At 31.0% G+C, this 24,934-nt stretch carries 19 protein-coding genes and 3 tRNA genes; 9 read left to right on the top strand and 13 right to left on the bottom strand.

Going from position 1 to position 24,934, the window contains the following annotated elements:
• Positions 1 to 73: 73 nt before the first annotated feature.
• Both HKO22_RS09250 and HKO22_RS09245 read right to left on the bottom strand, forming a co-directional pair.
• Positions 74 to 2,269: a DUF3160 domain-containing protein gene (locus tag HKO22_RS09250; protein ID WP_169970217.1), complete on the bottom strand. Its 2,196-nt coding sequence runs from the start codon at positions 2,267 to 2,269 to the stop codon at positions 74 to 76.
• Positions 2,260 to 2,859, bottom strand: coding sequence for a hypothetical protein (locus tag HKO22_RS09245; RefSeq protein WP_169970215.1), 600 nt, complete (start codon positions 2,857 to 2,859; stop codon positions 2,260 to 2,262). Before HKO22_RS09245 ends, HKO22_RS09250 begins: the two co-directional genes overlap by 10 nt.
• A 95-nt stretch (positions 2,860 to 2,954) precedes the next feature.
• Between HKO22_RS09245 and HKO22_RS09240 the strand changes: the two genes are divergently transcribed.
• Positions 2,955 to 3,527, top strand: a complete 573-nt coding sequence (locus tag HKO22_RS09240) for a xanthine phosphoribosyltransferase (protein WP_169970213.1) — start codon at positions 2,955 to 2,957, stop codon at positions 3,525 to 3,527.
• A 102-nt stretch (positions 3,528 to 3,629) separates the two neighbouring features.
• Here the strand turns inward: HKO22_RS09240 and HKO22_RS09235 are convergent, their stop codons facing one another.
• Genes HKO22_RS09235 through HKO22_RS09215 form a run of 5 tightly spaced genes read right to left on the bottom strand, consistent with a single transcriptional unit; the run spans position 3,630 to position 9,402 of the window.
• Positions 3,630 to 4,754, bottom strand: coding sequence for a toxic anion resistance protein (locus HKO22_RS09235; protein WP_169970211.1), 1,125 nt, complete (start codon positions 4,752 to 4,754; stop codon positions 3,630 to 3,632).
• A 1-nt stretch (position 4,755) separates the two neighbouring features.
• Positions 4,756 to 5,880 carry a 5-bromo-4-chloroindolyl phosphate hydrolysis family protein gene (locus HKO22_RS09230; protein WP_075659062.1) on the bottom strand — a complete coding sequence of 375 codons (1,125 nt, stop codon included), beginning with the start codon at positions 5,878 to 5,880 and terminating at the stop codon, positions 4,756 to 4,758.
• An 8-nt stretch (positions 5,881 to 5,888) separates the two neighbouring features.
• Positions 5,889 to 6,722 carry a DegV family protein gene (locus HKO22_RS09225; protein ID WP_075659063.1) on the bottom strand — a complete coding sequence of 278 codons (834 nt, stop codon included), beginning with the start codon at positions 6,720 to 6,722 and terminating at the stop codon, positions 5,889 to 5,891.
• A gap of 9 nt (positions 6,723 to 6,731) precedes the next feature.
• Positions 6,732 to 8,075: a phosphoglucosamine mutase gene (gene glmM / locus HKO22_RS09220; RefSeq protein ID WP_075659064.1), complete on the bottom strand. Its 1,344-nt coding sequence runs from the start codon at positions 8,073 to 8,075 to the stop codon at positions 6,732 to 6,734.
• A gap of 4 nt (positions 8,076 to 8,079) precedes the next feature.
• Positions 8,080 to 9,402, bottom strand: coding sequence for a CCA tRNA nucleotidyltransferase (locus HKO22_RS09215; protein WP_169970209.1), 1,323 nt, complete (start codon positions 9,400 to 9,402; stop codon positions 8,080 to 8,082).
• A gap of 99 nt (positions 9,403 to 9,501) precedes the next feature.
• Here HKO22_RS09215 and HKO22_RS09210 point away from each other — a divergent pair, with 99 nt between their 5' ends.
• A complete protein-coding gene (locus HKO22_RS09210) occupies positions 9,502 to 9,999 on the top strand; it encodes a hypothetical protein (RefSeq protein WP_075659065.1) in 498 nt (165 codons plus the stop codon).
• Positions 10,000 to 10,006: 7 nt separating this feature from the next.
• A complete protein-coding gene (locus tag HKO22_RS09205) occupies positions 10,007 to 10,951 on the top strand; it encodes a copper amine oxidase N-terminal domain-containing protein (protein ID WP_169970207.1) in 945 nt (314 codons plus the stop codon).
• A gap of 259 nt (positions 10,952 to 11,210) precedes the next feature.
• On the opposite strand, the gene HKO22_RS09200 is transcribed toward HKO22_RS09205, so the two are convergent.
• The 3 genes from HKO22_RS09200 to HKO22_RS09190 all read right to left on the bottom strand — a co-directional run bounded on the left by HKO22_RS09200 (position 11,211) and on the right by HKO22_RS09190 (position 18,263).
• Complete coding sequence (locus HKO22_RS09200; RefSeq protein ID WP_075659067.1) at positions 11,211 to 15,488, bottom strand: 2-hydroxyacyl-CoA dehydratase; 4,278 nt, start codon at positions 15,486 to 15,488, stop codon at positions 11,211 to 11,213.
• A gap of 282 nt (positions 15,489 to 15,770) precedes the next feature.
• The gene (locus HKO22_RS09195; protein WP_075659068.1) at positions 15,771 to 15,941 is read right to left on the bottom strand and encodes a DUF362 domain-containing protein; all 171 of its coding nucleotides are present in this window, start codon (positions 15,939 to 15,941) and stop codon (positions 15,771 to 15,773) included.
• 270 nt (positions 15,942 to 16,211) lie between these two features.
• Positions 16,212 to 18,263, bottom strand: coding sequence for a heavy metal translocating P-type ATPase (locus tag HKO22_RS09190; RefSeq protein ID WP_169970205.1), 2,052 nt, complete (start codon positions 18,261 to 18,263; stop codon positions 16,212 to 16,214).
• 228 nt (positions 18,264 to 18,491) lie between these two features.
• Here HKO22_RS09190 and HKO22_RS09185 point away from each other — a divergent pair.
• The 3 genes from HKO22_RS09185 (at position 18,492) to HKO22_RS09175 (ending at position 18,750) form a co-directional block, all read left to right on the top strand.
• Positions 18,492 to 18,583 (top strand) — tRNA-Ser (locus HKO22_RS09185).
• Between the two features lie 7 nt (positions 18,584 to 18,590).
• A tRNA-Ile gene (locus HKO22_RS09180) sits at positions 18,591 to 18,667 on the top strand.
• A 7-nt stretch (positions 18,668 to 18,674) separates the two neighbouring features.
• Positions 18,675 to 18,750: transfer RNA gene (locus HKO22_RS09175), tRNA-Phe, on the top strand.
• Between the two features lie 155 nt (positions 18,751 to 18,905).
• Here the strand turns inward: HKO22_RS09175 and HKO22_RS09170 are convergent.
• Complete coding sequence (locus HKO22_RS09170) at positions 18,906 to 19,430, bottom strand: cysteine hydrolase family protein (protein ID WP_169970203.1); 525 nt, start codon at positions 19,428 to 19,430, stop codon at positions 18,906 to 18,908.
• Between the two features lie 77 nt (positions 19,431 to 19,507).
• On the opposite strand from HKO22_RS09170, the gene sfsA reads away from it, so the two are divergent.
• A complete protein-coding gene (gene sfsA, locus HKO22_RS09165) occupies positions 19,508 to 20,224 on the top strand; it encodes a DNA/RNA nuclease SfsA (protein WP_169970201.1) in 717 nt (238 codons plus the stop codon).
• Complete coding sequence (locus tag HKO22_RS09160; protein WP_169970199.1) at positions 20,197 to 20,700, top strand: GNAT family N-acetyltransferase; 504 nt, start codon at positions 20,197 to 20,199, stop codon at positions 20,698 to 20,700. Before sfsA ends, HKO22_RS09160 begins: the two co-directional genes overlap by 28 nt.
• A gap of 14 nt (positions 20,701 to 20,714) precedes the next feature.
• On the opposite strand, the gene mgtE is transcribed toward HKO22_RS09160, so the two are convergent.
• Entirely contained in the window at positions 20,715 to 22,052 is a 1,338-nt protein-coding gene (mgtE, locus tag HKO22_RS09155) for a magnesium transporter (protein WP_169970197.1), read from the bottom strand.
• Positions 22,039 to 23,895 (bottom strand): ATP-dependent helicase, encoded by a 1,857-nt coding sequence (locus HKO22_RS11090; RefSeq protein WP_169970196.1) that lies wholly within the window; start codon positions 23,893 to 23,895, stop codon positions 22,039 to 22,041. Before HKO22_RS11090 ends, mgtE begins: the two co-directional genes overlap by 14 nt.
• Positions 23,896 to 24,005: 110 nt before the next feature.
• Between HKO22_RS11090 and HKO22_RS09145 the strand changes: the two genes are divergently transcribed.
• Positions 24,006 to 24,800 carry a nitroreductase family protein gene (locus HKO22_RS09145; protein WP_169970194.1) on the top strand — a complete coding sequence of 265 codons (795 nt, stop codon included), beginning with the start codon at positions 24,006 to 24,008 and terminating at the stop codon, positions 24,798 to 24,800.
• Positions 24,801 to 24,934 lie beyond the last annotated feature (134 nt).

Here is a 24,934-nt window from a genome sequence, read left to right as displayed (position 1 = left end):
TAACATATGTTAAATTCTAATTTTAATTTTTAAATTAAAATATTACTAATGACCCTATCACAATAGTAATTAATCACGGAATTTCTTTTTCTTCTGTAACAAGATCATTGTACCAATTAGGAAAATCTGTTGCATCATTATAAACCATCTCTTGCCACTTTTCATCCTTTAGTCGATCTTTATTTATAAATTCGTAATATGAAAAAATCGCACCTCTACCCATGTAAAGTTTTCCTTCGTGAGGATAAATAACATAAATTTCCATTGGCTTTCCAGTTCCTATGTGAAAAACTTCGCCCTCAACAAGTCCAACATTATTATCTACAATTCTCATTAAATCAACTACAACTGGCATTCTTCTGTCTGTAGCATTTTCTATTTCATACCAAGAAGAAATTTGGTTTTCATCAGATGATTTTACAAAATCCACCATGATGCTTTCCATTTCTCCACCAATGTATAATAAATATTGATTTTCATCTTCTGTAAAGGGTTCCTCTTGAAGTTCCTTTATAGAAAGATCTCTTAATTTTACTACCATAGTTTGAAATCTCTTGATTTTATCTTCGAGATTTTCACTTAACATTTCTCGACTTTTTAAATTTGTTTTAGTAAACTCAAGTAGCCAATTTAATTTTTCATAAAGCTCCACATTAGGTTCAACATAGGATTTTGGAATTTCTTCATCTTCTCCGCCACCCATTTCAGCAATAACAGCCTTGCCATAAAGGACTGTGTCGTGTTTTAATTCTGCAAAAGAACCAAGAGCAGATACTAAATCCTTTCTCTCCCAAGCTTCATTTCTCATAAACCTTGGATAACCCTCGCCAAATTTTTGGTCGTAAGCATCAAGCATCCACAGCCAACCACGATACATATTTTTTTGCCATTGTTTATCTTCCATTTTATTCACAGTTAAAATATTTCCTTCAGTTCTCTCTTTATATTTATCCCAATGTGAATTGTAAGAATCCTTATTTAAAATATCTCTTGCCCTTTCATTTCCAAAGGCAGCCATTAAATCTAAACCAGAATAAATTGGTCTATCAGATGGCTTATCTTCACTTGCAATATCCACCACATTTTGCATAAGTACACTATCAATGACTGCTCTTTGTGGCATATATCTAAAGGACTTTCCAAGAAATCCTGCAATCTTTGGATCTGGATATGCCTTTAAAACTTCATAAGCACTCATTAAATTTTTCTCTTCATCCAATTTATTGATGTCAAAATCTTTTCCATAAACTCCGTAAAGTGTCCTTGCGTATTCTCTTATTGAAAGATCATCTGCACTTTCAACTAAAAAATCTATTGGTTCAACTAAATCTTCCCAAATTTTTAAAATTTTAGGATTTCTATATATTGAGTGAGTTAGAAGTAGACCTTGTAAAATGCTATCTTTATCCATTTCCCCATCGCTTTCAATAAAAAATCCAACTTGACCAAAATACATTGTTCCCATAAAATATTTTTTTAGTTTTTCATCACGAGTATAATGCCCCCTTGCTATAAGTTGTGAAAAATCTACATCTCTATCACTTATTGCAGATGTTGCAATTTCTTCTGAAATTACATTTTTAATTTCCTCATCCATTAAATCTTTTGCCTCTTCTGGCAAATTTTCAGGTTCAAATCCCAAAAGTTTAAGTCCAGTTGCCACAAAAGCAATATTTTTAATTTGCAAGTCTTTTAATTCTTTATTCTCAATCCCATCATAAATTTTAATATTTTCCACGAGCAAATTTTTATTTAATTCAATTGATTTTGGATATAACTCTTCCCTTTCTAAACTTCTTAAAAATCCGTCATAAAAAATATGAAAGATATGAGTTACTGAATCAGTTGTTACAAAGCTTGGCCAATAATTATACTCATTATCTTCGTAAATCTGATGAATTTGATCAAATTCGTAATTCCAAGAGTCTTCGCTGTACTCATTGCTCTCTTGATTTTTTGGTTTAGTAATTGTAAACCCATTTTTTAAAAGCATTTCTTTTTGTTTAGTTGTAAAATTCCCAAAGTTTGAAATATTTTCAACATTGCTAAAATCATTAGCAATGTTATAATCAGCAACTTTTGGTGTGAATTTAGATAATTTGTAATCAATATATATAGTTTTGCTTTCCATTTCATCTAAAAATTTAGTATCCTGCAATTCAATTTTCGAAGTTTCTTTTTCCAGCACCTTATCCTTGTTGTTTTTGCAAGCTGTTAAAAACAAAATTGCAATAACTGAAGCTATCAATAATTTTTTCTTTACTTCCACTTAATCTCATCTCCTTCTAAAAATAATTCTCTTTTATTTCCCCTGACTTCAACTTTTTTCTCCTTATCTAAAAAGATTGGCTCATCTTTTAAAATAATGCTACTATAATTTCTTTCAAAGGAAAAATTTGTCCAATCATATACTCCAAATAGATATTCACCCTTTATATTTTTTTCTATGGAAATAATTTCATCTCGACCATCTCCGTCAATATCACAAAGATTAAAATCTGTAATGGGATTATGTAATCTTGAGATTCTAAGCTTCGGTATTAGTTTCTTATTTTTAAAATCAATATTGTATAAAAAGCATCGCTTGGCTAGACTTTTGTCAAAGGGCGTCTTTTTATAAACTCCAAGAACAAGTTCAACCTCACCTCCATCAACATTACAAAAATCAACTTTCCAAGGCTTTAAATTATGAACATCAATGATAAATTTTTCTCCATCTTTTTTTATTTTTAAATCCTTCGCGAAACAACCCCTTGTGCAAATAATTTCCGCACTAATATTTTTATAGTTTGCACTGTCTAAAGTATTTTCCTTTGTGCAAGATACTAAAAAAATTAATAAAAATAATATGTACTTCATGCCTTTATTATATCATAGTGAGTAATTATTTAATAAATATTGGCAACTCTTGATTACTTCTTATTAATGTCTTAAAATAATTTTTGAGGTGTAAAATGAAATTATTAGAAGAAAGAATTATGAAAGACGGACGCATTTTAAATGGAAATATTGTTAAGGTAGATTCTTTTTTAAATCACCAACTTGATATAAAATTTTTGGATAAACTTGCTGAGGAGATTGCAACTTATTTTAAAGATAAAAGCATTAATAAAATACTTACAATTGAAGCAAGTGGCATTGCCCTTGCCACTGTTGCATCAAAACATCTTGATGATGCCATGGTTGTTTTTTGTAAAAAGCAAAAAACATTAAATATTGGAGACGATGTCTATGAATCAAAGGTAGAATCTTTTACTACAAAGAAAAATTATACCATTACAGTTTCAAAAAAATTTTTGTCATCTGAAGACAATTTACTTATCATAGACGACTTCTTAGCAGAAGGAAATGCACTCAAGGGTTTAATCGATGTTTCAAAACAAGCTGGCGCAAATATCGCTGGAATTTCTGTCGCAATTGAAAAGGGCTTTCAAGATGGAGGAAAAATTATTAGAGAAATGGGGTACGATTTACTTTCTCTTGCTATTATTGATTCCATTGAAGACGGAAAAATTAGCTTTAGATAATTCAATTATACTGCACAAAAAACCGAGAATTTATGCTGAACTCATTAAGTTGGACTAAAAACTTAATAAAGCGTCACAGTTTTGTTCTCGGTTTTATAATTATTATTTATTTGCAATTTCTATTAAAGATGACTTTAAATTTTCTTCTATTTTTCTAAGTTCAATAGATGCTTCTTCACGTTTTTTATGTCCTTCGATTTGAATTTGACGAACTTCATTAAGTGCAGAAATTAGTTGTTCATTAGTGTGTTTAATTGTTTCGATGTCAACTATTCCTCTCTCAGAAAGTTTTGCAGTTTCAACAGTAGTTTGTTTTAATGTCTCTGCATTTTTCCTTAAAAGTTTATTTGTCAAATCAGTAACTTCCTTTGTGCTTTTTGCAGCTTCCTTTGAATGATTTGCACCAAGTGCAATTACCATTTGTGATTTCCAAAGTGGAATAGTATTTACAATTGTCGATTGAATTTTTTCAACCATAACTGTGTTTGAAGATTGAACCATTCTTATTTGGGGAGCCATTTGAATTGAAACCATTCTTGTAAGGTCAAGGTCGTGGAGCTTCTTTTCAAATCGACTAATCATATTTACATAATCATTGGCTCTCTGTGCATCCACTGGCAAGTTTGTTTCCTGCGCCTTATCTTGAAGTTTTGGAAGTTCAACTCTCGTTGCTTCTTCTAACTTTTTTCTACCAGCAAGTATGTACATGCTAAGTTCCTTGTAATAATTTTCATTTAATTCATACATTTGGTCAAGCATGGCAATATCTTTCATCAGAGTTACCTGATGTTCTTCCAAGTTTTTTATAATACTATTAACATTTTTTTCTGCTGAATCGTATTTAGTCTTTAGTGATGTTACGCTGTTTAATTGTTTTTTGAAAAATCCAACTAATTTATTGTCTTCTTCATCTACATCAAAACTTTTTAATTCATTTACAACTCCAGATAGCAAATCGCCAACTTCGCCAAGATCTTTAGTTTTAACAGCTTCCAATGTCTTTTCAGAAAAGTTGGAAATTTTTCTTTGTGCACCAACTCCATATTGCAGAATTATATTTGAATTTGTAATATCAATTGTCTTTGCAAAATCTTCAACTTGTTTTTCTTCTTCAGGACTTAATATCAACTCTTTTTTTTCGTCAACTGTCTTAATTTCTTCGATTTCATTTTCTTTATTTAAATCTTCAAAATCATCTGTTAGGGATAATTTTATTTCCTTATCCATTTTACTTTCCTCCTAAATTAAAGTCCTTTTCGTCTAAAAGTCCTTCTTGTCTAAGCATTGATTTTAAAACACTCATATCGCTTGATAAATCCATAACTTTTTCTTGGTAAATATTGTCTAAAATTTTCATAAAAGCATCATTTACTAAATCCATAGTCTCTTCCGTATCCTTTAAAGAAGAATTAACTATATCTGTGGGCTTCTCACTCATTTTCAAATAAGAGTCTACTAATTTTACTGTTGTCGGTAGATAATAATTTATTGTCTTGTCTAAATCCCCTACAGTGCTTGGATTTTCCTTAAGTAGTTCAAAAATTTTACTGACAATTTGCAAAAATTCGCTAACTTTACTCTTCATTGGCTCCTTCAACCTTGAAGTCATTTCTGTAATAGCTGTAACATCTTTTCTTGCCCTCATCAAATAGTCCTCAACAAGAGTGTTGCTCTCATTTTTTTCTATTTCTTCCCTTCTTTCTTTAGGGTTGCGAAGCATTTCCTCTTTATAAAGCTTATAGGTTTTTGCATCCAATATAAAAAGTTCTCCATTTTCTACAATTCGTGCTTGCCTATAATAATCTTTATCGATCATGTTTAAAAGATCATTTATAGTAAAATCAATTGTCTTTGCAGTAATTGCGGCAAGATCAGCTGTTGGTATAACAGTGTTATTTCCAATTTCACGATTATATTTTCTAAATCTAATTATTTGGTCCTTGCTCTTTTTAACTCTATAATTTACATAAAAAGAAACTACAAGGGCAGGAATAACCCAAAAAATTAAAAGCGGCAAATCTTCTCTTATAAATGAAAAATTATCAAATATGTCTATAAGCAATCCAAAAAAAGCAAAAAGATGACCTACTATTGAAATTTTTGCAACAGATCCCCACATCTTCACTCTTTTAACAGTCTTGGGATTTTGATTTATTATTCTGTCGTCATTTTGAATACTATAAGGCAAATTTCTCTTATTTTTATTAATAAATTTGCTGATAGAAGACCTCGTTACATCAATGGCGGTGTCAATTCCCTCTCCTATTAATTCGCCAATTTCTTTGAAATTTTCTTCTCTAAAAGCAGCATTAACTTTTTCTTCAAAATTTTCTTCTCTATTGCCTTTTCTCATAATTCACCTCAAAAAGCTATGACAATCCCTCCAATATCTGCATAACCTGAAGAAAGACCATTTGTATGTCTAATGTGTACTTTAACTCCATCGTATATTTCCTCAATTTTTTTCTTTATTTTTTCTGCACGCTCCTTGTTTTTAACATAAGAAATTGTTACAAGATTTGGCTTGTTTACTTTACATTCTGTTCCTATTGCCCTTACCATCTTGTCTAAAGATTTCTTTATTCCACGGTTTATTTCAAACAATTCAATTTCTCCATCATTAGAAATCATAATTGGTCTAATATTTAAAACATTTGCAATAAGTCCTGCACTCTTTTTTATTCTTCCATTTTTAATCAAATTCTTCATGCTTTCAAGGACAAACATTGTAACTTCACTATTGATTTCCTTATTAATGGCAGGAATAACTTCCTCAAAACTTTTATCTTTAAGTAAATCTAAAAGTTTTAAAACAATTCTAGTATGACCTGCGGAAGCTGATTTTGTATCAATTACATGAATTTTTATTTCCTTAAATTTATCTTTTGCTTCCTGTTCTGCAATTTTTGCAGAGTTATAGGAACCTGATAATTTTGAAGAAACTGTAAGAATATAAATATCCTTATCCTTGTTTTCTTCGATAATTTTCAAATAATCATAGGGCGATGGACAGGCTGTCTTTATTGGATTTTCTGTTTTTTCCATTTTTTCTAAATATTCTTTGATATTTAAATTATCATCATCTTCATATTCCACACCATCAATAGCAATTTTGAAGGGAACATATTCAATTCCCAAACCCTTTATTTCTTCTTTTGTTAAATCACAACTTGTGTCTGAAATTATTTTGTACATGTTTTTCTCCTAATTTAATTTATCTTCAATAATTTTTACTAATTTTTCAGCATCACGTGAAAGTTTTTCTTTATCTTCACCTTCAATCATTACACGGACAAGAGCTTCTGTGCCTGATGGCCTTATGACAACTCTTCCCCTTCCATGATAGTCTTCTTCCACAGCCTTAATCGCCTGAGTTATTTCATTAAATTCTTCATATTTGTTTTTTAAATCATCACGAACCTTTGCATTTTTGAGGACTTGAGGATAGTTTTTCATAAGCCCATTTAGTTCTGATAATTTTTTTCCTGTTTTCTTCATAATTTCTAGAAGGTGAATTCCCGTTGCAAGTCCATCTCCAGTTGTATTATAATCTAAAAATATCACATGTCCAGATTGTTCAGCACCAATTACATAATCATCTTTTAACATTTTTTCAAGAATATATCTGTCTCCAACCTTTGTTTCTATAAAGTCAACGCCAATATTCTCAAGATATTTTTTAAGACCCATATTTGACATTATAGTGCCAACTACTGCATTGTTTTTAAGATTATTATTTTCTTTTAAATATGTTGCAGCAATTGCCAAAATATGATCTCCATCTACGACATTGCCAAGTTCGTCAACTGCAATAATTCTATCAGCATCTCCATCAAAACTCATTCCAATATCTGACTTTTCTTTTTTTACAAGTTCTTCAATAAGCTTTGGATTTGTTGAACCACAATTATCATTTATATTCATGCCATTTGGCGCATTATTAATAATTTTTACTTTTGCACCATAGGCTTTCAAAACAATTTCTGCAATATATGATTGGGCACCATTTCCTGCATCTACTGCAACTTCCAATCCGTCAAATCTTTCATTAGTTAAACCCTTTAAATATTCTACATATTTTTGTGTGAATTCAGAAGACCTATTTACTGTACCCACTTCAGCCCCTGTTACATCTTTATAAATTTTTGTAGTAGAAAGAACTTTTTCTTCAATTTCATCTTCTATACTATCGTCAAGTTTAAGACCTTCGCTTGAAAAAAATTTTATTCCATTGTATTCAAAGGGATTGTGTGATGCCGAAATAGAAACTCCGCATAGGTATTCTCCAGTTCTAGTAAGATATGCAACGCCCGGAGTTGGAATAACACCTGCTACATCTACATCCAATCCAATGCTCATAAATCCTGCAATAAGTGCAGATTCAACTAAATCTCCAGAAAGTCTTGTATCTCTTCCGACTAAAACTCTTCCCCTTTTATTTTTTGTAAGTACAAAAGCTGCTGCCCTTCCAATATCGTAACATAATTTTGGAGTTAACTTTTGATTGGCGATGCCACGAACTCCATCTGTTCCAAATAATCTTGTCATTTTATCACCTGTAATTTTTATTTATATATTCAATTAAGTATTCTCTATTATTTTTCTCTGGGTCATCAAGAACTAAATTTTCAAGTTTTTTTAAAATTTCTCCAATTATTTTACCTTCTCCAAAACCCAAAGATTTTATATCATTCCCATTTATTTCTAAAAACTTTTCAGTTTTCATTTCTTTTTCGTCTAGTAATTCTTTTACCCTATTTTTTCTATTTATAATAAAGCTTGCATCTCGATCTACTCTCGTGCATTTACAATCGGCAATTAGAAGGTCATAAAGATCCATTACATTTTCCCTTCCCACTCTTTTAATTTGTCTTCTAAGTGCCTTATCAGTCATTTCGCTATGAACTTTCATATGATCTAAAATTAAAATTTTAACTTTATCAATAACTTTATTAGAAACTCTATATCTTTTTAAAATTTCAGAAACTAAATCTGCTCCCAAAATTTCATGTCCATAAAAATGTCCCCTTCCATCTTCGCCAATTGATAATGTGTCCACCTTTGAAATATCGTGAAAAAGTGCGGCGAGTCTAAGAGAAAGGTCAGGTTTTACTTCATCCATGACACAAATTAAATGGTCAAAAAGAGTTTTTTCGTGATAAGGACTAAATTGTGAAAATCCAATTGTTCTTTTTAACTCTGGAAATATTACATCAAGCACACCAGTTTCTTCCATAAGGAGAAGATAGTATGAAGGTCTTTCTGAGGTAATCATTTTTGAAAACTCATCGAAAATTCTCTCGGGAGAAATCTTTTTTAGAAGTTTGCTTTCAAAGGAAATTGCATCAAAAAGCTCATCCTCGATATAAAAATTAAACCTTCCCGCAAACCTTATTGCCCTCATAATTCTTATTGCATCTTCTCGGATCCTTTTTGTTGGACTGCCAACTGCTCTTATGGTTTTTTCATCTAAATCATCTTTCCCACCAAAGGGATCGTAGAGATTTCCACTAGAATCCATTGCCATGGCATTGATTGTAAAATCACGCCTTTTTAAGTCTTCCTTTAAGTTTTTTGAAAATATTACCCTTTCTGGCTTTCTAAAATTCAAATATTTGCCATCAATTCTAAAAGTTGTAACCTCGTAAATAGTTTTATCTATTATAATGCCAACTGTGCCAAACTCTTCACCAACTAAAATAGTTTTAAAATCCTTAAAGATTTTTTTAATTTCATCTGGCTTTGCAGACGTAGTTATATCATAATCCTGAGGCGCTATTCCTAGTAGTTTATCCCTCACACAGCCACCTACAATATATGCATCAAAACCTTCTTCATTTAGTTTATTTAAAATAAATAGCACATCTTTTGGCATTCTATCACCCTTTTTATTATATCATATTGTGCATAATTTAAAATTATATAATTCTCATTTACTTGATTTATGGTATAATGAATAAAATTGGAGGTATGTATGAAAAAGTTAACTATTGTTTTAATGTCTTTATTTTTAATGCTTAGCTTAGTTGGCTGTGGCAAAAAAAAATCTAATGTCGACAAAACAGAAGATACAAAAATTTCTTCAATTGCAAAGGAAAAAGAAGCAAGTGAAGAAGATTTAACTACTTCAAACTTCGACAAAGAGGCTCTTGACCAACTAATTAAAAATTCTGATTACATATCAAGGATTAGAATTTCAACATCAACTGCAGAAGGTATGAACACATCTTTCTTAAAAGATTATAAGGGCGATCTTTCACAAATAGAAGTTACTATTCCAAAAACTCTTTCACCTAATATGGAATATATCGTTTTTTATAAAGACGATGAAAAAGGAGAAGTTTCTCCTACTGAAAGAGATGGAGCCTTTATAGAAATCCAAGGAGACAAAGATAGTAATTTAATTTATATTGAAAAAATTTTTAATTCAAATTCTTATTCCAGCACAGGAAAAGTAAGTAAAGAAAGTTGAGGTAATTATGAAAAAAAATAGATCTATTTTAATTTCATTAATTTTATTAATTTTTTTGACTGCAAATGTATTCGCAGCTAAAACTCCATTAATTGAATACAATGGAAAAATTATTAAATCAGATGTTGCTCCCTTTATACAAAAGGATAGGACTATGGTTCCTATAAGATTTATTTCTGAAACTTTAGGTTATAAAGTTGATTGGAACAATGAAAAAAAACTTGTGAATATCAAAGGAAATGATACTTCAATAGAATTAAAGATCAATTCAAAAAAAGTAAAAGTTAATGGGAAAGAAATTGAATTAGATGCACCTGCTCTTATTAAAAATGAACGTACTTTTGTTCCCCTAAGATTTGTAGCAGAAAATTTAAAAGCAGAAGTAAAATGGGATAGTGAAAACTTCAAAGTTATAATCAATGACTCTTCAAAATCTTCAACGTTAAACTTGTCATCTGACGAAGAAATATATGTAAAAGAAATTCAAAGCTTGCAAGGTGATTTAAATAAATCAATTGCAAATTTAAAATCTAGTTTCTTTGAAAATGCTTCAAAACTTTCTGATGCGGATTTAAATGCTGCCTATGACAAAGCTGACTCTGAAATTAGAAATACCGTTGATAAAATCAAAACTTTAAATGTTCCAGAAAAATTTAAGTCTTCCTGTGAATACACTTTAAAGGCAAGTGAAAAAGCTCTTGAAATTTTGCCAGGACTTAAAGAATCTATTATTTCAAAAAATGAAGAAGCCGCAAAAAAATTTATAAGTGATTTAACGGATTTTCAAGTTAAGATGCAAGAGGCAAGGGACTCCTTTGAATCTGCCCTTAAAGGCGTAGATTACAAAGCACAAAAGGACATCAAGGTTTATAACGATGAAAAGGAAAAACAAGATAGCACAGACAATTTGTTGCAAGATCAAACTTTAAAAAATATTTTTAAGAAAATTTAATAATTTGCTTTTTAATCTTAATTCACATAATTATACCAATGCCAGAGTTAGCTTATACTAGCTCTGGTTTTTCTTTTATATTTTCAACTTGTCCTTTTCTTTAAATATCCTTTAACTAATTTTTACTTAAGTTCTACACTATATTTTGCCACAAAAAACTGACATCATAAGCTAATTTAAGTCTAACTTATGATGTCAGTCCATCGCTTAGGGATTACCCTCATTTTTAATTTGCTAATTTCATAAAAACTAAATATAATTAATTCTTTAATATTGCTGCCTTTTTTAGATATCCTCTATTATATTTATCTTCGCCTTGTTCCATATTTCTCTTTGCTTGTGAAAGCATAAGCTTAATTCTATTAAATTGATTAACTTCAGAAGCCGATGCATCATAATCTATTGGAATTATATTAGCTTTTTCATAAGAGTTTCTAATTGCCTTTATAACTCCCTTTCCCGTTATGTGATTTGGAAGACATCCAAAGGGTTGTACACAGACAATATTTTCAACTCCCGATTCAATTAATTCAACCATTTCGCCAGTTAAAAGCCAACCTTCTCCATATTGATTGCCAAGGTCAACATATCTTTCTGCATATTCAATAATTTCTTCAATTTTTTCTGGAACTATAAATCTCGTCTTTTCAAGGGCAAGCCTAATATATTTTCTGTAAGATTCAATATAAGAAATTCCCATTTCGCAAATAAATGCCGCTAGTCTTGACTTAGAAAGTTTGTCAGCCTTTGCTCTCGCATTTTTAAAGGAATACATCATAAAGTCTGTCAAATCTGGTATAACAACTTCTGCTCCTTCCCTTTCAAGAAGATCTGCTACATGATTATTGGCAGCTGGATCGTACTTAACTAAAATCTCTCCAACAATTCCAACCTTTGGTTTCTTCTCATTGGTAATTTCAAGTCTGTTAAATTCTCCAACCATCTTATTTACATTAGAGATAAAAGTTTTTTTGCTATAATTTAAGTCTTCTGAAGTTGTGATGTCAATCCATCTGTCACGCAAAATATTAGCTGAACCCTTTATAACTTCGTAAGGTCTTGTTGCTTGTGTAAGCCTCATAATTAAATCAGCATAAAGCATTCCTTGAATTAACTTTTTGCCAATTCTTACCATTGTTTTTTTATCAAATTCAAATCCAGAGTGCTTTTCAATTTGTTGGAAGGAAAGACCAATTACTGGCACATGACCATAGCCTGCATCCTTTAATGCCTTTCTAATAAAGCCCACATAATTTGATGCTCTGCAAGCTCCACCAGTTTGACTCATTAATAGTGCCAAGCGATTTGTATCATACTTCCCAGATTTTACTGCATCTATAAATTGTCCCACTACAAAAATTGATGGATAGCAAGCATCGTTATTTACATATTTTAATCCTTCGTTTACAACTTTATGTCCAGATTCTTCTAGAACTTCAATATTTATTCCTTCATGTCTTAAAATAGGCTCAAATATACTAAAATGAAGTGGCGCCATTTGCGGCATTAAGATCGTATAATCTTTTTTCATTTCCTTTGTAAACATTACTGGATTATCGTCAAGAAATCCTTCGAGTTCCGCATCGATTTTTTGGAATTCCCTCTTTTCTACCGCTTCAATTAGCGATCTTATTCTAATTTTCACTGCACCCAAGTTAGAAACCTCATCTATTTTTAGCACCGTATAAATTTTATTGTAGGACTCTAAAATATGTTGAACTTGGTCAGTTGTAACTGCATCGATTCCACAGCCAAAGGAGTTGAGTTGAACTAATTCTAGATTTTCATGTTCACCAACAAATTTTGCCGCTCTATAAAGTCTTGAATGATAGTTCCATTGATCTAGAACTCTAAGTCTTGAGTCGATTTCAACATTTCGAGCTATTCCATCTTCAGAAATTACTGCAAGTCCAAGGCTTGTAATAAGTTCTGGTATGCCGTGATTTATTTCTGGGTCAATGTGATAAGGTCTACCTGATAGAACTATTGCCCTTTGACCTTTCTTGTTTATTTCTTCTAAAATTCTATTGCCTTCATTTAAGACATCTAATCTATATCTATCTTGTTCTTCATAGGCTGCACGCACAGCTTTTTTAACCTCTGCTTTTGGAATAAAATCAAAAACATTGGCGAGCCTTTTTTCTAATTTTTTTCTATCGTCAAAAGAAATAAAAGGATTCATAAATTTAACTTTTCCCTCAATAATTTCATCCATATTATTTTTTATGACTTCAGAATACCCTGCCACAACCGGACAATTTAACGTGTTGTCAGCATTTTCAAATTGCTTTTCTTCGTAAAATACTGATGGATAAAATATAAATTTAATCCCCTTTTCTATTAAGTCTTCAATATGACCATGAGAAATCTTTGCCGGATAGCAAGCTGTTTCACTTGTAATAGTTTCAATGCCCTTTTCATAAATTTCCCTTGAAGATTTACTTGAAAGAACAACTGAATACCCTAATTCTGTAAAAAATGTATGCCAGAAAGGATAGTTTTCATAGATATTTAAAACTCTTGGTATTCCAACGACTCCACGTTTAGCTTCCTTTTCAGAAAGTGCTTTATAATCAAAAACCCTTTCGTATTTATAGCGATACATATTTGGCAACTCGTCTTCTTTATTTCTAATGTGACCTGCTCCCTTTTCACATCTATTTCCCGTAATATATCTCTTTCCATTTTGAAATATATTTACTGAAAGGGCACAGTTATTTGTGCATTGCCTACAATTCGTAGAAATTGATTTGTATTCAAATTTTTCTAATTCTTCTTGTGAAATTAACTTTGACTTGCCACTAGATTTTTCTTTTGATATAAGTGCCATTCCAAGAGCACCCATTAGTCCAGCAATATTAGGTCTTGTAACATCTACTCCCGTTAAATTTTCAAAGGCTCTTAGCACTGCATCAGATAAAAAAGTTCCACCTTGTACAACTATATGCTCCCCTAATTCCTTTGGATCTCTAATCTTTATTACCTTTTGAATTGCGTTTCTAATTACAGAATAGGCAAGTCCCGCAGAAATATCAGGCACTGAAGCACCTTCTTTTTGTGCCTGCTTAACATTTGAATTCATAAAAACTGTGCAACGTGAACCTAAATCTACTGGCTCTCTTGACTTAATAGCTTCCTTTGCAAACTCTTCTGCACTCATATTTACTGAATGTGCAAAAGTTTCAAGAAAAGATCCGCAACCTGAGGAACAAGCTTCGTTTAGTAAAATTGATTCTATTACACCATTTCTAATCTTCATGGACTTCATATCTTGTCCACCAATATCTAAAATAAAATCAACTTCTGGATCAAAATATTTGGCAGCAGTAAAGTGAGCTATCGTTTCAACTTCTCCAAAATCTAAATTTAGCGCAGCCTTTAAAAATTCCTCGCCATAACCAGTTGTACCACAACCAGCAAAATATGCCTTGTCATTTTTTTCTTTATAAATCTCTCTCAAATTTTCAATTGCAATATCTAGAGGATTTCCCTTATTAGAACCATAAAAACTATAAAGTAATTCATTATTATCAGATATAGCCACAAGTTTCGAAGTAGTTGAACCTGAATCAATACCTAAATAAATTGGGCCTTCATAACTTTTTAAATCAATTTTTTTAAGAGATTTTGTCTTATGTTTTTTGCGAAAAGCAATGACTTCTTCTTCACTTTTGAAAAGCGGTGGCATTACATCACTTTCCTTAATATTTATGTTTCCATTATCATTTACTCTATTAAAAAGTTCAACAAAAGAAATGGGCTTGGAATCAAAACTTGAAATAGCTGCTCCAAGTGCAACAAAAATTTGTGAATTTTCAGGAGAAATTATCTCATCTTCAGTTAAATCAAGGGTTTCAACAAATCTCTCTTTAAGCATAGGTAAAAAGTGAAGTGGCCCACCTAAAAAAGCAACATTTCCCCTAATTGGTCTGCCGCAAGCTAGGTTTGATATAGTTTGGTTTACTACAGACTGAAAAACTGAAATTGCAATATCAGATTTGCTAGCACCTTGGTTAATTAAGGCTTGTACATCCGTTTTTGCAAAAACTCCACAACGAGATGCAATAGGATATAATTTTTTATAATCTTTAGCAAGCTCATTAAGACCTGAAGCGTCAGTTTGAAGAAGTGATGCCATTTGATCGATAAAAGCACCTGTTCCTCCAGCACATATGCTATTCATTCTCTGCTCCACAGATCCTCTTAAATACGTTATTTTAGAGTCTTCTCCTCCAAGTTCAATTGCAACATCAGTTTTTGGAATAAAACAAGAAATTGCTTCTCTACCTGCAACTACTTCTTGGATAAAATCAATGTCCAAAAATTTGTGAACAGAAAGTCCACCACTTCCAGTAACATTTACAGTAACTGTCTCATATTTAAAATCTTTGTAAACTTCATTTATTACATCTTTCACAGTTTTTCTGACGTCTGAAAAATGTCTTCTATATGTTTTATATAAAATATTTAGTTTTTCATCTAATATTACAAGTTTTACCGTTGTAGAACCCACATCTAATCCCATGTGAATTAGCATTCCTACTTCTCCTTTCACAAAAACCAATTAAGTATAATTTTTTAATTTGCAATTATTACTATAATGATTTAATAAAAAATAATTATCGCACTTTGAAAAGCGAATTTCAATATAAATTTATAAAAAAATTTGATTTTTATTATAAATCTATTAAACATTTCTTAACATTTGCTCCCTTATATTATAACCTAATTTTAATTTTATTGTGAATTATTTATATTTTAATTATTTAAAATTTTGCAAAAAAAAAAGATAGGCATGAACCTATCTTCTTTTAAACAATTAGTCTTCAGGATTTGGAGCACCAACTGGGCAAACAGCTGCACAGCTACCACAGTCGATACATTGAGCTTCATCAATTGTATAAATATCTCCCTCAGCAATACATCCAACTGGACATTCTGGTTGACATGCACCACAAGCGATGCAAGAATCGTTAATTACATATGCCATTTTATTTACCTCCATAAAATTATACCAAAATTCATGAATTTATACATTCATAATGTTCTGACATAATATTAACATAACAATTTTAACTTTTCAATCATTATTGTTATTTTTTTATGATATAGCTTTAATTATTTTGTTAAAATTTATAAAATATCTCTAATTTATCAGATTTGTTGTCCTTTGTTTTAATGAAAAAAATTTTTTTAATATTTTTTTAATCAACTAACTATTCATTAAAACTAATAATTCATAGCATTTTACTATGTTTTATTATCCCTTAAAAACTCTTAGAGCATTTATAATACAAATAAGCGCAACTCCAACATCTGCAAAAACTGCAAGAGGCATGGACACATATCCTATTGCACCAAAAGCCAAAACTACAACCTTTAAAAATAATGCTATAAAAATATTTTGGTAGGCGATGCTTTTTACTTTCTTTGCAATGTCAATTGCTCTTACAACAGATGAGATATCATTTTTTAATAAAACTATATCTGAAGTTTCAATTGCAATATCAGATCCACTCCCCATACTAATTCCAAGATAAGCACTTGCAAGAGAAGGTGCATCATTAGTTCCATCGCCGACAAAGGCAATTTTTGTATTTTTTTCTATCTCCTCTATCTCCCTAACCTTATCTTCAGGAAGAAGTGAACCTTTGTAATAATCTATGCCAACTTCCTTTGCAATTTTCATTACAACACTTTCTTTGTCGCCAGAAAACATATAAGTCTTCACGCCTCTATTATGGAGTTTATCTATGCTTTCCTTAACGCCATCTTTTATCTCATCCTTTAGCTTAATAATTCCCAAAATTTCATTCTTATCTGCTACATATACATCTACATAATTTGAGTCAGATTTATTGTCAATTTTTAAATTATAATCTTCCATTAATTTTTTATTTCCAACGAGATAAATTTTACCCTTTAATTCAAACTCAATTCCCTTTCCACCAATATTATTTAGATGTTCAGGAATTTGTGTGCTTTCAAAACTTTTTACAATTGCCCTTCCAATTGGATGAGTAGAATACCTTTCACCAATTGATGCAATTTCTAGAATCTCATTCTTTGATACTTTTAATTCTTCAACTTCAGCAACTGTAAATTCACCCTTAGTCACAGTCCCAGTTTTATCAAAGGCAACTCCTTCGATATCCGTCAAAGCTTCAATGGAATTTCCACCCTTAACAAAAATTGATTTTCTTGATAGTGAACCAATTCCAGCAAAAATAGTGAGGGGAACAGAAATTGCAAGGGCACAAGGACAAGAAATTACTAAAAATATTGCAGACCTGTAAATAGATTCTTTAAAGGAAAGATCACTTGCAAAATTTAAAACTAAAAAAAGCAAAACTGCAAGTCCAATAACTATTGGAGTGTAAATTTTTGCAAATCTTGTAATAAATTTTTCAACTTTTGCCTTATTTGTGCTTGCATTTTTAACCATGTCAATAATTTTTGCAATAGTTCCCTCTTTGTATTCCTTTGTAACTTCCACTTCTAAAGAAGAATCTAAATTTACAAAACCAGAAGTAATTTCATCGCCAACTCCTAGGGAAATTGGTGCAAATTCTCCAGAAATATTTGAAGTGTCGAGATTTGAAGCTCCCTTGATTATTTTTCCATCTAGTGGCACTTTTTCTCCCGGCATAATTACAATAACTTCTCCAACAGAAACTTCAGTTGGATCGACTTTTACAATCTCTTTAGCCTTTTTCAAATTTGCAAACTCTGGCTTTAATTTTAAAGCTTCTTTAATAGAGTTTTTAGAACTATCAACGGCCTTATCTTGGATAATTTCTCCAACAGTATAAAATAACATTACAGCAACAGCTTCTGCATATTCACCGGAAATTATGGCCGCAATAGACGCAATAGTCATTAGAAATTTTTCATCCATAAAATTTCCCGTTGCAATTTTAGAAACCGAAGCCTTAACAACATCATATCCTATTATCACATACAAAATTATGTAGGCTATGAAGCTAATTTTTTCATTAAATTTTAAATAGTGTAAGGTTATTAGTCCTACAAAGACTAAAATACACTTGTATATAGGATACTTTTCTTTTTCTTCTTCCCTATCCTCATTTAAATCTTCAGTAACGGTTACACCCTCTTCTATAGAGTCAACTACATCTTGAATTTTAATTTTTAAATTATAAGGATCTACTTCCGAATCAAAAACAAGTTCATCATTTAAAAAATCATAATTAAGATTTCTCATATCCGGCATTTTTTTAAGTTTATCTTCAATCTTCCCCGCACAATTGGCACAAGTAAGACCCTTTAAGTGAAATATATATTTGCTCATAATTCTACCTCCGTATAATTATAATTCGATATTTGTTCATGCTTTCATTATAAATTAATTAAAATTTATGTCAATACTTTAATTGTATTTTTTTGTAAATATATGAGATAATATTCAGGCAAGAGAAGCCAATAAAACTTTTTAAATTTCTTGTAAAAAATAGTTGACAAAAATCAATTAGTCCGTTAGAATAGATAAAGTAAGTTGCTAAAGAGTGAGCTTCGATATGGAGAAATACTCAAGTGGCTGAAGAGGCTCCCCTGCTAAGGGAGTAGGTCCCGATTAGGGTCGCGAGGGTTCAAATCCCTCTTTCTCCGCCAATGGTGAGGGCCTTTAGCTCAGTTGGTTAGAGCGCCCGGCTCATAACCGGTAGGTCCCGGGTTCAAGTCCCTGAAGGCCCACCATTAACTTGCCCAGATAGCTCAGTCGGTAGAGCAGAGGACTGAAAATCCTCGTGTCGCTGGTTCGATTCCGGCTTTGGGCACCACAAAAAGTACCAATTTTGTTGGTACTTTTTTTTACATTTTTAATTTTATTCAAAATCCCTTTATCTTTTTTCAGCCAAAAATTGTAGTCTTCCTCATAATAGCACTATTTCCCTAATATTATACAAAAATATGTAAAAATATTATTAAGCTGTTTTTAAACTATTTTAATGTGACAAGACTCCAATACATCTATTGCCGATTTTTTCTTCTCTTCTGTAAGTCCTTCAGTTAAATCTTTATAGAGATAAATATTTTTTTCTGGCAAAAATCCTTTGACAAGTAAAATATTTGAAACTACACAAATATCTGCGACAAGTCCCAAAAAATAAATATTGTCTATTTTCTCTTCATTATCTAAACTTTTTAGATACTCTCCAAGTTCAACTGATGCAAAAGTATTCTTTTCAAACTTCTTTGCTTTTTCAAAACCCTTTGTTTTCTTTAGCTTTTCTGCAATTTCATGACCCCAAGTACCCTTTATGCAGTGTTCTATTGGCAGATTTCTTCCTTCATTAGTATTGAGATAATTTTCATAATGTGTGTCCAATGTATAAATTACTTTCCCCTTAAATTCATTTACCTTATCCACAGCCCTATCTAAAAGTTTTTCTGTATCTTTTCCCTTTAAAGATCCCCTTATAAAATCATTTTGCATATCTATTACTACTAATACGTCCATTTTCTCACTCCTTTTTAATATAATACAATAAGTTTTACATAATTTAAAGTTCACTGTATAATATTTTGGGGTGAATTATGAAATATAACAGTGTTTTAAAAGCAGAGTTTTTATATAGAAAAAATAGATTTATAGCAATTTGTAAAAAGGGTTTTAAGATCTTAACCGTTTATGTTCCCAATACTGGTAGATGTAAGGAGCTTTTAACAGAAGGCGCAACAGTTTTTTTAACTTATAATGACAGTCCCAATAGAAAAACTTCTTACACGCTTGTAGCTGTAATGAAGAATGATAAAATTATAAATATGGACTCACAAGCTCCCAATGAAATTGTCCACGAGGCGTTTAAAAAAAATAAAATTGATCTTGGTTTTAAATACGACATAATAAGGAGAGAATACACTCACGAAGATTCTCGCTTTGATTTTTATTTGGAAGGCGAAGATAAAAAAGCTCTCTTAGAAGTTAAGGGTGTAACTTTAGAAAATAATGGAATTACCGCCTTTCCCGATGCTCCTACAAAAAGGGGTTTAAAACATATAAAGGGACTTATTAGTTCTAGCGAAAAATATTTAACTTATATTTTATTTGTTATTCAAATGAAAGATGTAAAGTTTTTTACGCCAAATTATGTTACAGATGAAGATTTTTCAAGGGGATTGTTAGAAGCAAGGGATGCTGGAGTAAAAATTCTCGCTTATGATTCAATTGTAACGAGAAATTCAATAGAAATTTCAGAAAAGATACCTGTTATTTTGGAGGAAACATGGAATTTAGACTTGCAAAGGAATTAGATAGAAAAGAAATTGAAAAAATTTACCATGAGGGATCAGAAAAATTAAAATCCCTTGGCATAGATCAGTGGCAAGGGATAGAAAAACCAAATCTTAATAAATTTCCTAATCTGGACAAAAATAAAATTGTTTACGTTTTAGAAGATTATGGAAAAATTGTTTCCACAGTTATAATTTACGATTACGACATAGATTACGAAAAAAATTTAAAAGCTACTTGGAAAAGTCCAAAGCCCTATGTGGCACTTCACAGAATTGCTACTCTTGCAGAGGCAAGAAAAAGGGGCTATGGCAAAAAAATTATTGAGTTTTCAGAAGATTTTGCAAAAGAAAATAATTTTAAATCAGTGCGAATTGATACACATAAAAAAAATAAATCTATGCAAAATCTTTTAACTTCTCTTGGATATAATTATGTTGGTTTAGTTTATCTTGAGGGCAAAAATGAAAGATTTGCCTATGAAAAAATTTTGTGAGATGTAGCTTTTTATTATATTAAAAACGGCAAAAATATTGTTGCGAGACCTAAGAAAATAAAAAATCCACAGGTGTCTGTAAAGGTTGTAAGAAAAATAGATGATGCAATTGCTGGGTCAATTTTTATTTTGTCTAATATTAATGGAATTAAAAATCCCATGGAGCAGGCAATTATCATATTTAAAATCATAGCGAAAAATAAAATAAATCCTAAATAGATATTGTGATGCCAAAATACAAATACGGCTGCTGCCAAAATTCCTATAATAGCTCCTTCAAATAGTCCCAAAAATATTTCTTTAAAAATTAATTTATAATCTTCCTTTAGGGACAATTCTCCCCTCGCAAGAGATGTAATTATAATTGATAAAGTTTGAGAACCAGCATTTCCACCCATGCCAGTTACTATTGGCATGGCAGCAGATAATACTACAACTTGTGAAATCGTCGACTCAAATCCCTTTACAACAGATGATGCCAAAAACGCAGTTACCAAGTTTACAATTAGCCACGGAATTCTCGACTTAAAGGATTCAAAAAGAGTAGAATCATATTCTTCATCTGCGTTAACACCGTGCATCTGTAACATATCTTCGTTATGTTCTTGATCAATGATAGCTATAATATCTTCAGAAGTTATAACTCCAAGTATTGCCATATTGCTATTTACTACTGGCAAGATGTCAAGCTCGTACTTGCTAAATAAATTTGCTGCCACTTCTTGGTCATCTGTGCCATATACATAGAAGTCTACTTCTTCCAATAAATCACTTAATAAAGTATCTGAATGGGAGACTAAAAGATCTCTCATAGTAACAATTCCCTTTAGCCTGTGATAATTATCTGTAACAAAAATTTTATCAATGATTTCTGTTTTTGGAGAAATTGAAATAATTTTCTTTACAGCCTCTACCGCAGTTAAATTTTCACGCAGTGCAATAAAATTTGTGGTCATAATGCCACCTGCAGATTCTTCATCAAAGGATAAAATCATCTTTAATGTAACTTTATCTGCACTCTTTATTGACGAAAAAATTGCCTTCCTCCTAACAGTTGAAAGTACGCCCAAAAGATCGGCAACTATTGAGGTCTCCATATGTGTAAAAATATCTATTAACTCATCATCTGTAAAAAATGCCATAATCCTTGCACTAAAATCTTCTTCTGATGCTTCAAGAAGATGTGCCATGTTCTCGTGATTAATTAAATGCGCAAAAGTTTCTAGTTCATCATCTTCTAATTCATCTGCCTCTAAGGCAATATCAACAGGGTGATACTCGTCAAAAAGACGGTTTATGAGCATTTCATCTTTTATATAAATTATTTTTCTTATCTCTTCAAGTAAATTCATTTTTTTCACCTGCCAAAGTTTCTAAATCTTTAAGAAAGGAAGAAATTTCATTTTTCCTTCCATTTGTGTAATGTGAATACATTAAATAGAGTTCTGTCTTTGCCCTAGTCATAGCGACATAAAAAAGTCTTCTTTCCTCACAAAAAAGCTCTTCATCTTCTCCTATTGTGTCAATGCTCGTAGTAGATGGCAATGTACCCTCGTATAAGTCTACAACAAAAACTCTTGAAAATTCAAGACCCTTGGCAGAATGAATTGTAGAAAAGGTTAATTTTGCATTTTCCTTTCTGGGTTTCAAAAGATCATATTCCAACTCCTTTAGTCTACCAATAAAAAGGTCAAGTGATTTCGTGTTTTTAGCAATTAACTTTAAATAGTAAAGGTACTCGTTTAAATTTGCCTCTGTTTCCCTAAATCTTTTGGCATTCTCTTTTAAATAATTGCCATAACCCATTTCTCTATCAATATAATTGATCGCCTCGTAAACATCACTTCTCGCAATTTTTCTAAATCCAACTAATAATTTATTTATATTTTTGTGATAGAAACTTGGCAGTCCTGGATAATCCTTTAAAATATTAAAAATATTTTTGCCTCTATTCCTCTTTAAATATTCAATATGTTTTTTGGAAATATAACCATCCAATTTAAAATAAAATTTTTCGTAGAGGTCAATGTCTGATAAGTCCCTAGAAAAGTTTAAAATATCTAAAATATCCCGAGTAATAAAATGTGAGAAGAACTTTGCCTTTTTGTCCTTTATATTAAAATCATGATTTTTCCTCTCAAAATACTCTACAAGACCAATACTAGAGAGATTATTTCTGTATAAAACCGCAATATCTCCTCCAGCCCTTTGAAGTTCCCTTTCAATAAATTCATATTGATCCTTTGGCTCCTTCACCTTAATAATATTTACAGGCTTGGCAAAGGGATTTGAAGTAAATACAGTCTTATCAAATCTTTTTTCATTTTGTGCAATAAAAATATTCGCAATATTTACAATGTTTTTTGTTGAGCGAAAATTTTCCTCCATATAAAAAGTCGCAATATCATCATATTCTTTTTGAAGATTAAAAAGCTCCTCAGAACTTGCGCCTCTAAAGCCATAAATGGATTGATCATCGTCTGCAACTACAAATAAATTATTGTCGGGCTTTGCCAGCAATTTCAAAACTTGAAATTGACTCCTGCTTGTGTCCTGACCTTCGTCAAGTTGAATAAATTTAAATCTATCTCTATATTTCTTTCTAATTGACGCATCACTTTTTAAAATTTCATAGGAAAGATTTATCATGTCGTCAAAATCTATTAAATTCTTATCTTTTTTATATTTTTCATAATTTTCATAAAACTTTACAAAATTATCTGTATCGCATCTCTTTGATTTTGCAAAAGAATTTGGACTAAGCATCATGTTTTTGCAATAGCCAACTTCAGAAATTGCAGTTTCAATTCGCTCTTCAGTGGGATAAACTTTATTAACATCTCTATAAATATCTCTTAAAATTTCATACTTCTTTTTCAAATTAGAATCAATTAAACTTAGAGACTTGCCAGATTTTCTTGAATAATCTCGAACAATAGAATAACAAAAAGCGTGAATAGTAGAAAAGAAAACATTCTTTTCGCCAAACATTGCATTATAACGCATCTTTATATCAATAGCTTGTGCCTTAGAAAAAGTAATTGTGAGAATGCTTTTTGGATCTACACCCCTATCTATTAAACTTTTAATTCTATGTAAAATCATAGTTGTCTTCCCTGCTCCCGGAACAGCCAGAACTATTGCCGGTCCCTTAAAATGTTCCACCGCTATTAATTGACTAGATGTTAATTTCACATTATCCCTCCTATTCTAGTGTAAACTATTTCTTAATTATTTTAAATCTATTTTTTTAACTATGTCATTGTGATATAATTTAAATATAAACAGGTTTAGGGGGTATTACTATGTTAATGACAAATTTCTTGCAAAAGAGAAAATCTGTCAGAAATTTTAAAAATGACACAGTTCCAAGAGATGCCTTGGAAAATATAAAATTACTTATGAATGAAATAAAGACTGAAAAAAGTGGCATAAGTTTTTCTCTTTATGAAAATGGAAAAATTGTGGCAGAAGGACTAAAGGGCAAGGCAGGATATGCAGGGGTCATGATAGAAGCTCCACATTACATCGCACTAGATATTGATAATAAAAAGCCACTTAACTTATTAATAGGTGGTTACTGTCTAGAAAAATTAAACACAAAAATTGTCGACTTAGACATTGATACTTGCTGGATAACAGTGGATAATGTTGACGTCAATACAAAAAAATCTATCTTTGGAGAAAAGGGAACAGGAATAGATTACTTAATAGCATTTGGCTATGGGGAAAAGAAAAAATTATTTGACCCAGAAGTAACAAGTTCAAGACTTAGCGTAGAAGAAATTGTATTTGCCGAAAAAATTGGACAACCAATTTCCATTGAAACACTAGAAAACTATGGAGTATTTGATGTGTTTTCATCAGTAAGATATGCACCAAGCCACAAAAATTTTCAACCATGGAGATTTGCATTAAAGGGCACAAAAGTAGAAGCCTACATGGTAAAATCTGACGAAGACAATAGATCCCTAATCGACATGGGCGTAATTTTATTCTACATGGAAGAAATGCTAAAGACAATTGGCATAAACAAAAAATGGACAATTGACTTAAAGGACGCAGGTAATTATTATTATATTGGCTCCTTTACTTTATAAATTAAAATGGTTCTATAATAAATAGTGTTGGTGAGAAATCATCAGCACTATTTTTGTATGGAAATGTATAAAAAATAGACATAGAAATCACATTCCTATAAAATATAGTTGCAACCAAATACCAAGGAGTGATT

This window comes from Peptoniphilus faecalis (assembly GCF_012976305.1).
Classification (GTDB): Bacteria; Bacillota; Clostridia; order Tissierellales; family Peptoniphilaceae; genus Peptoniphilus_A; species Peptoniphilus_A faecalis.
This window is presented reverse-complemented; position numbering and strand designations above follow the sequence as displayed.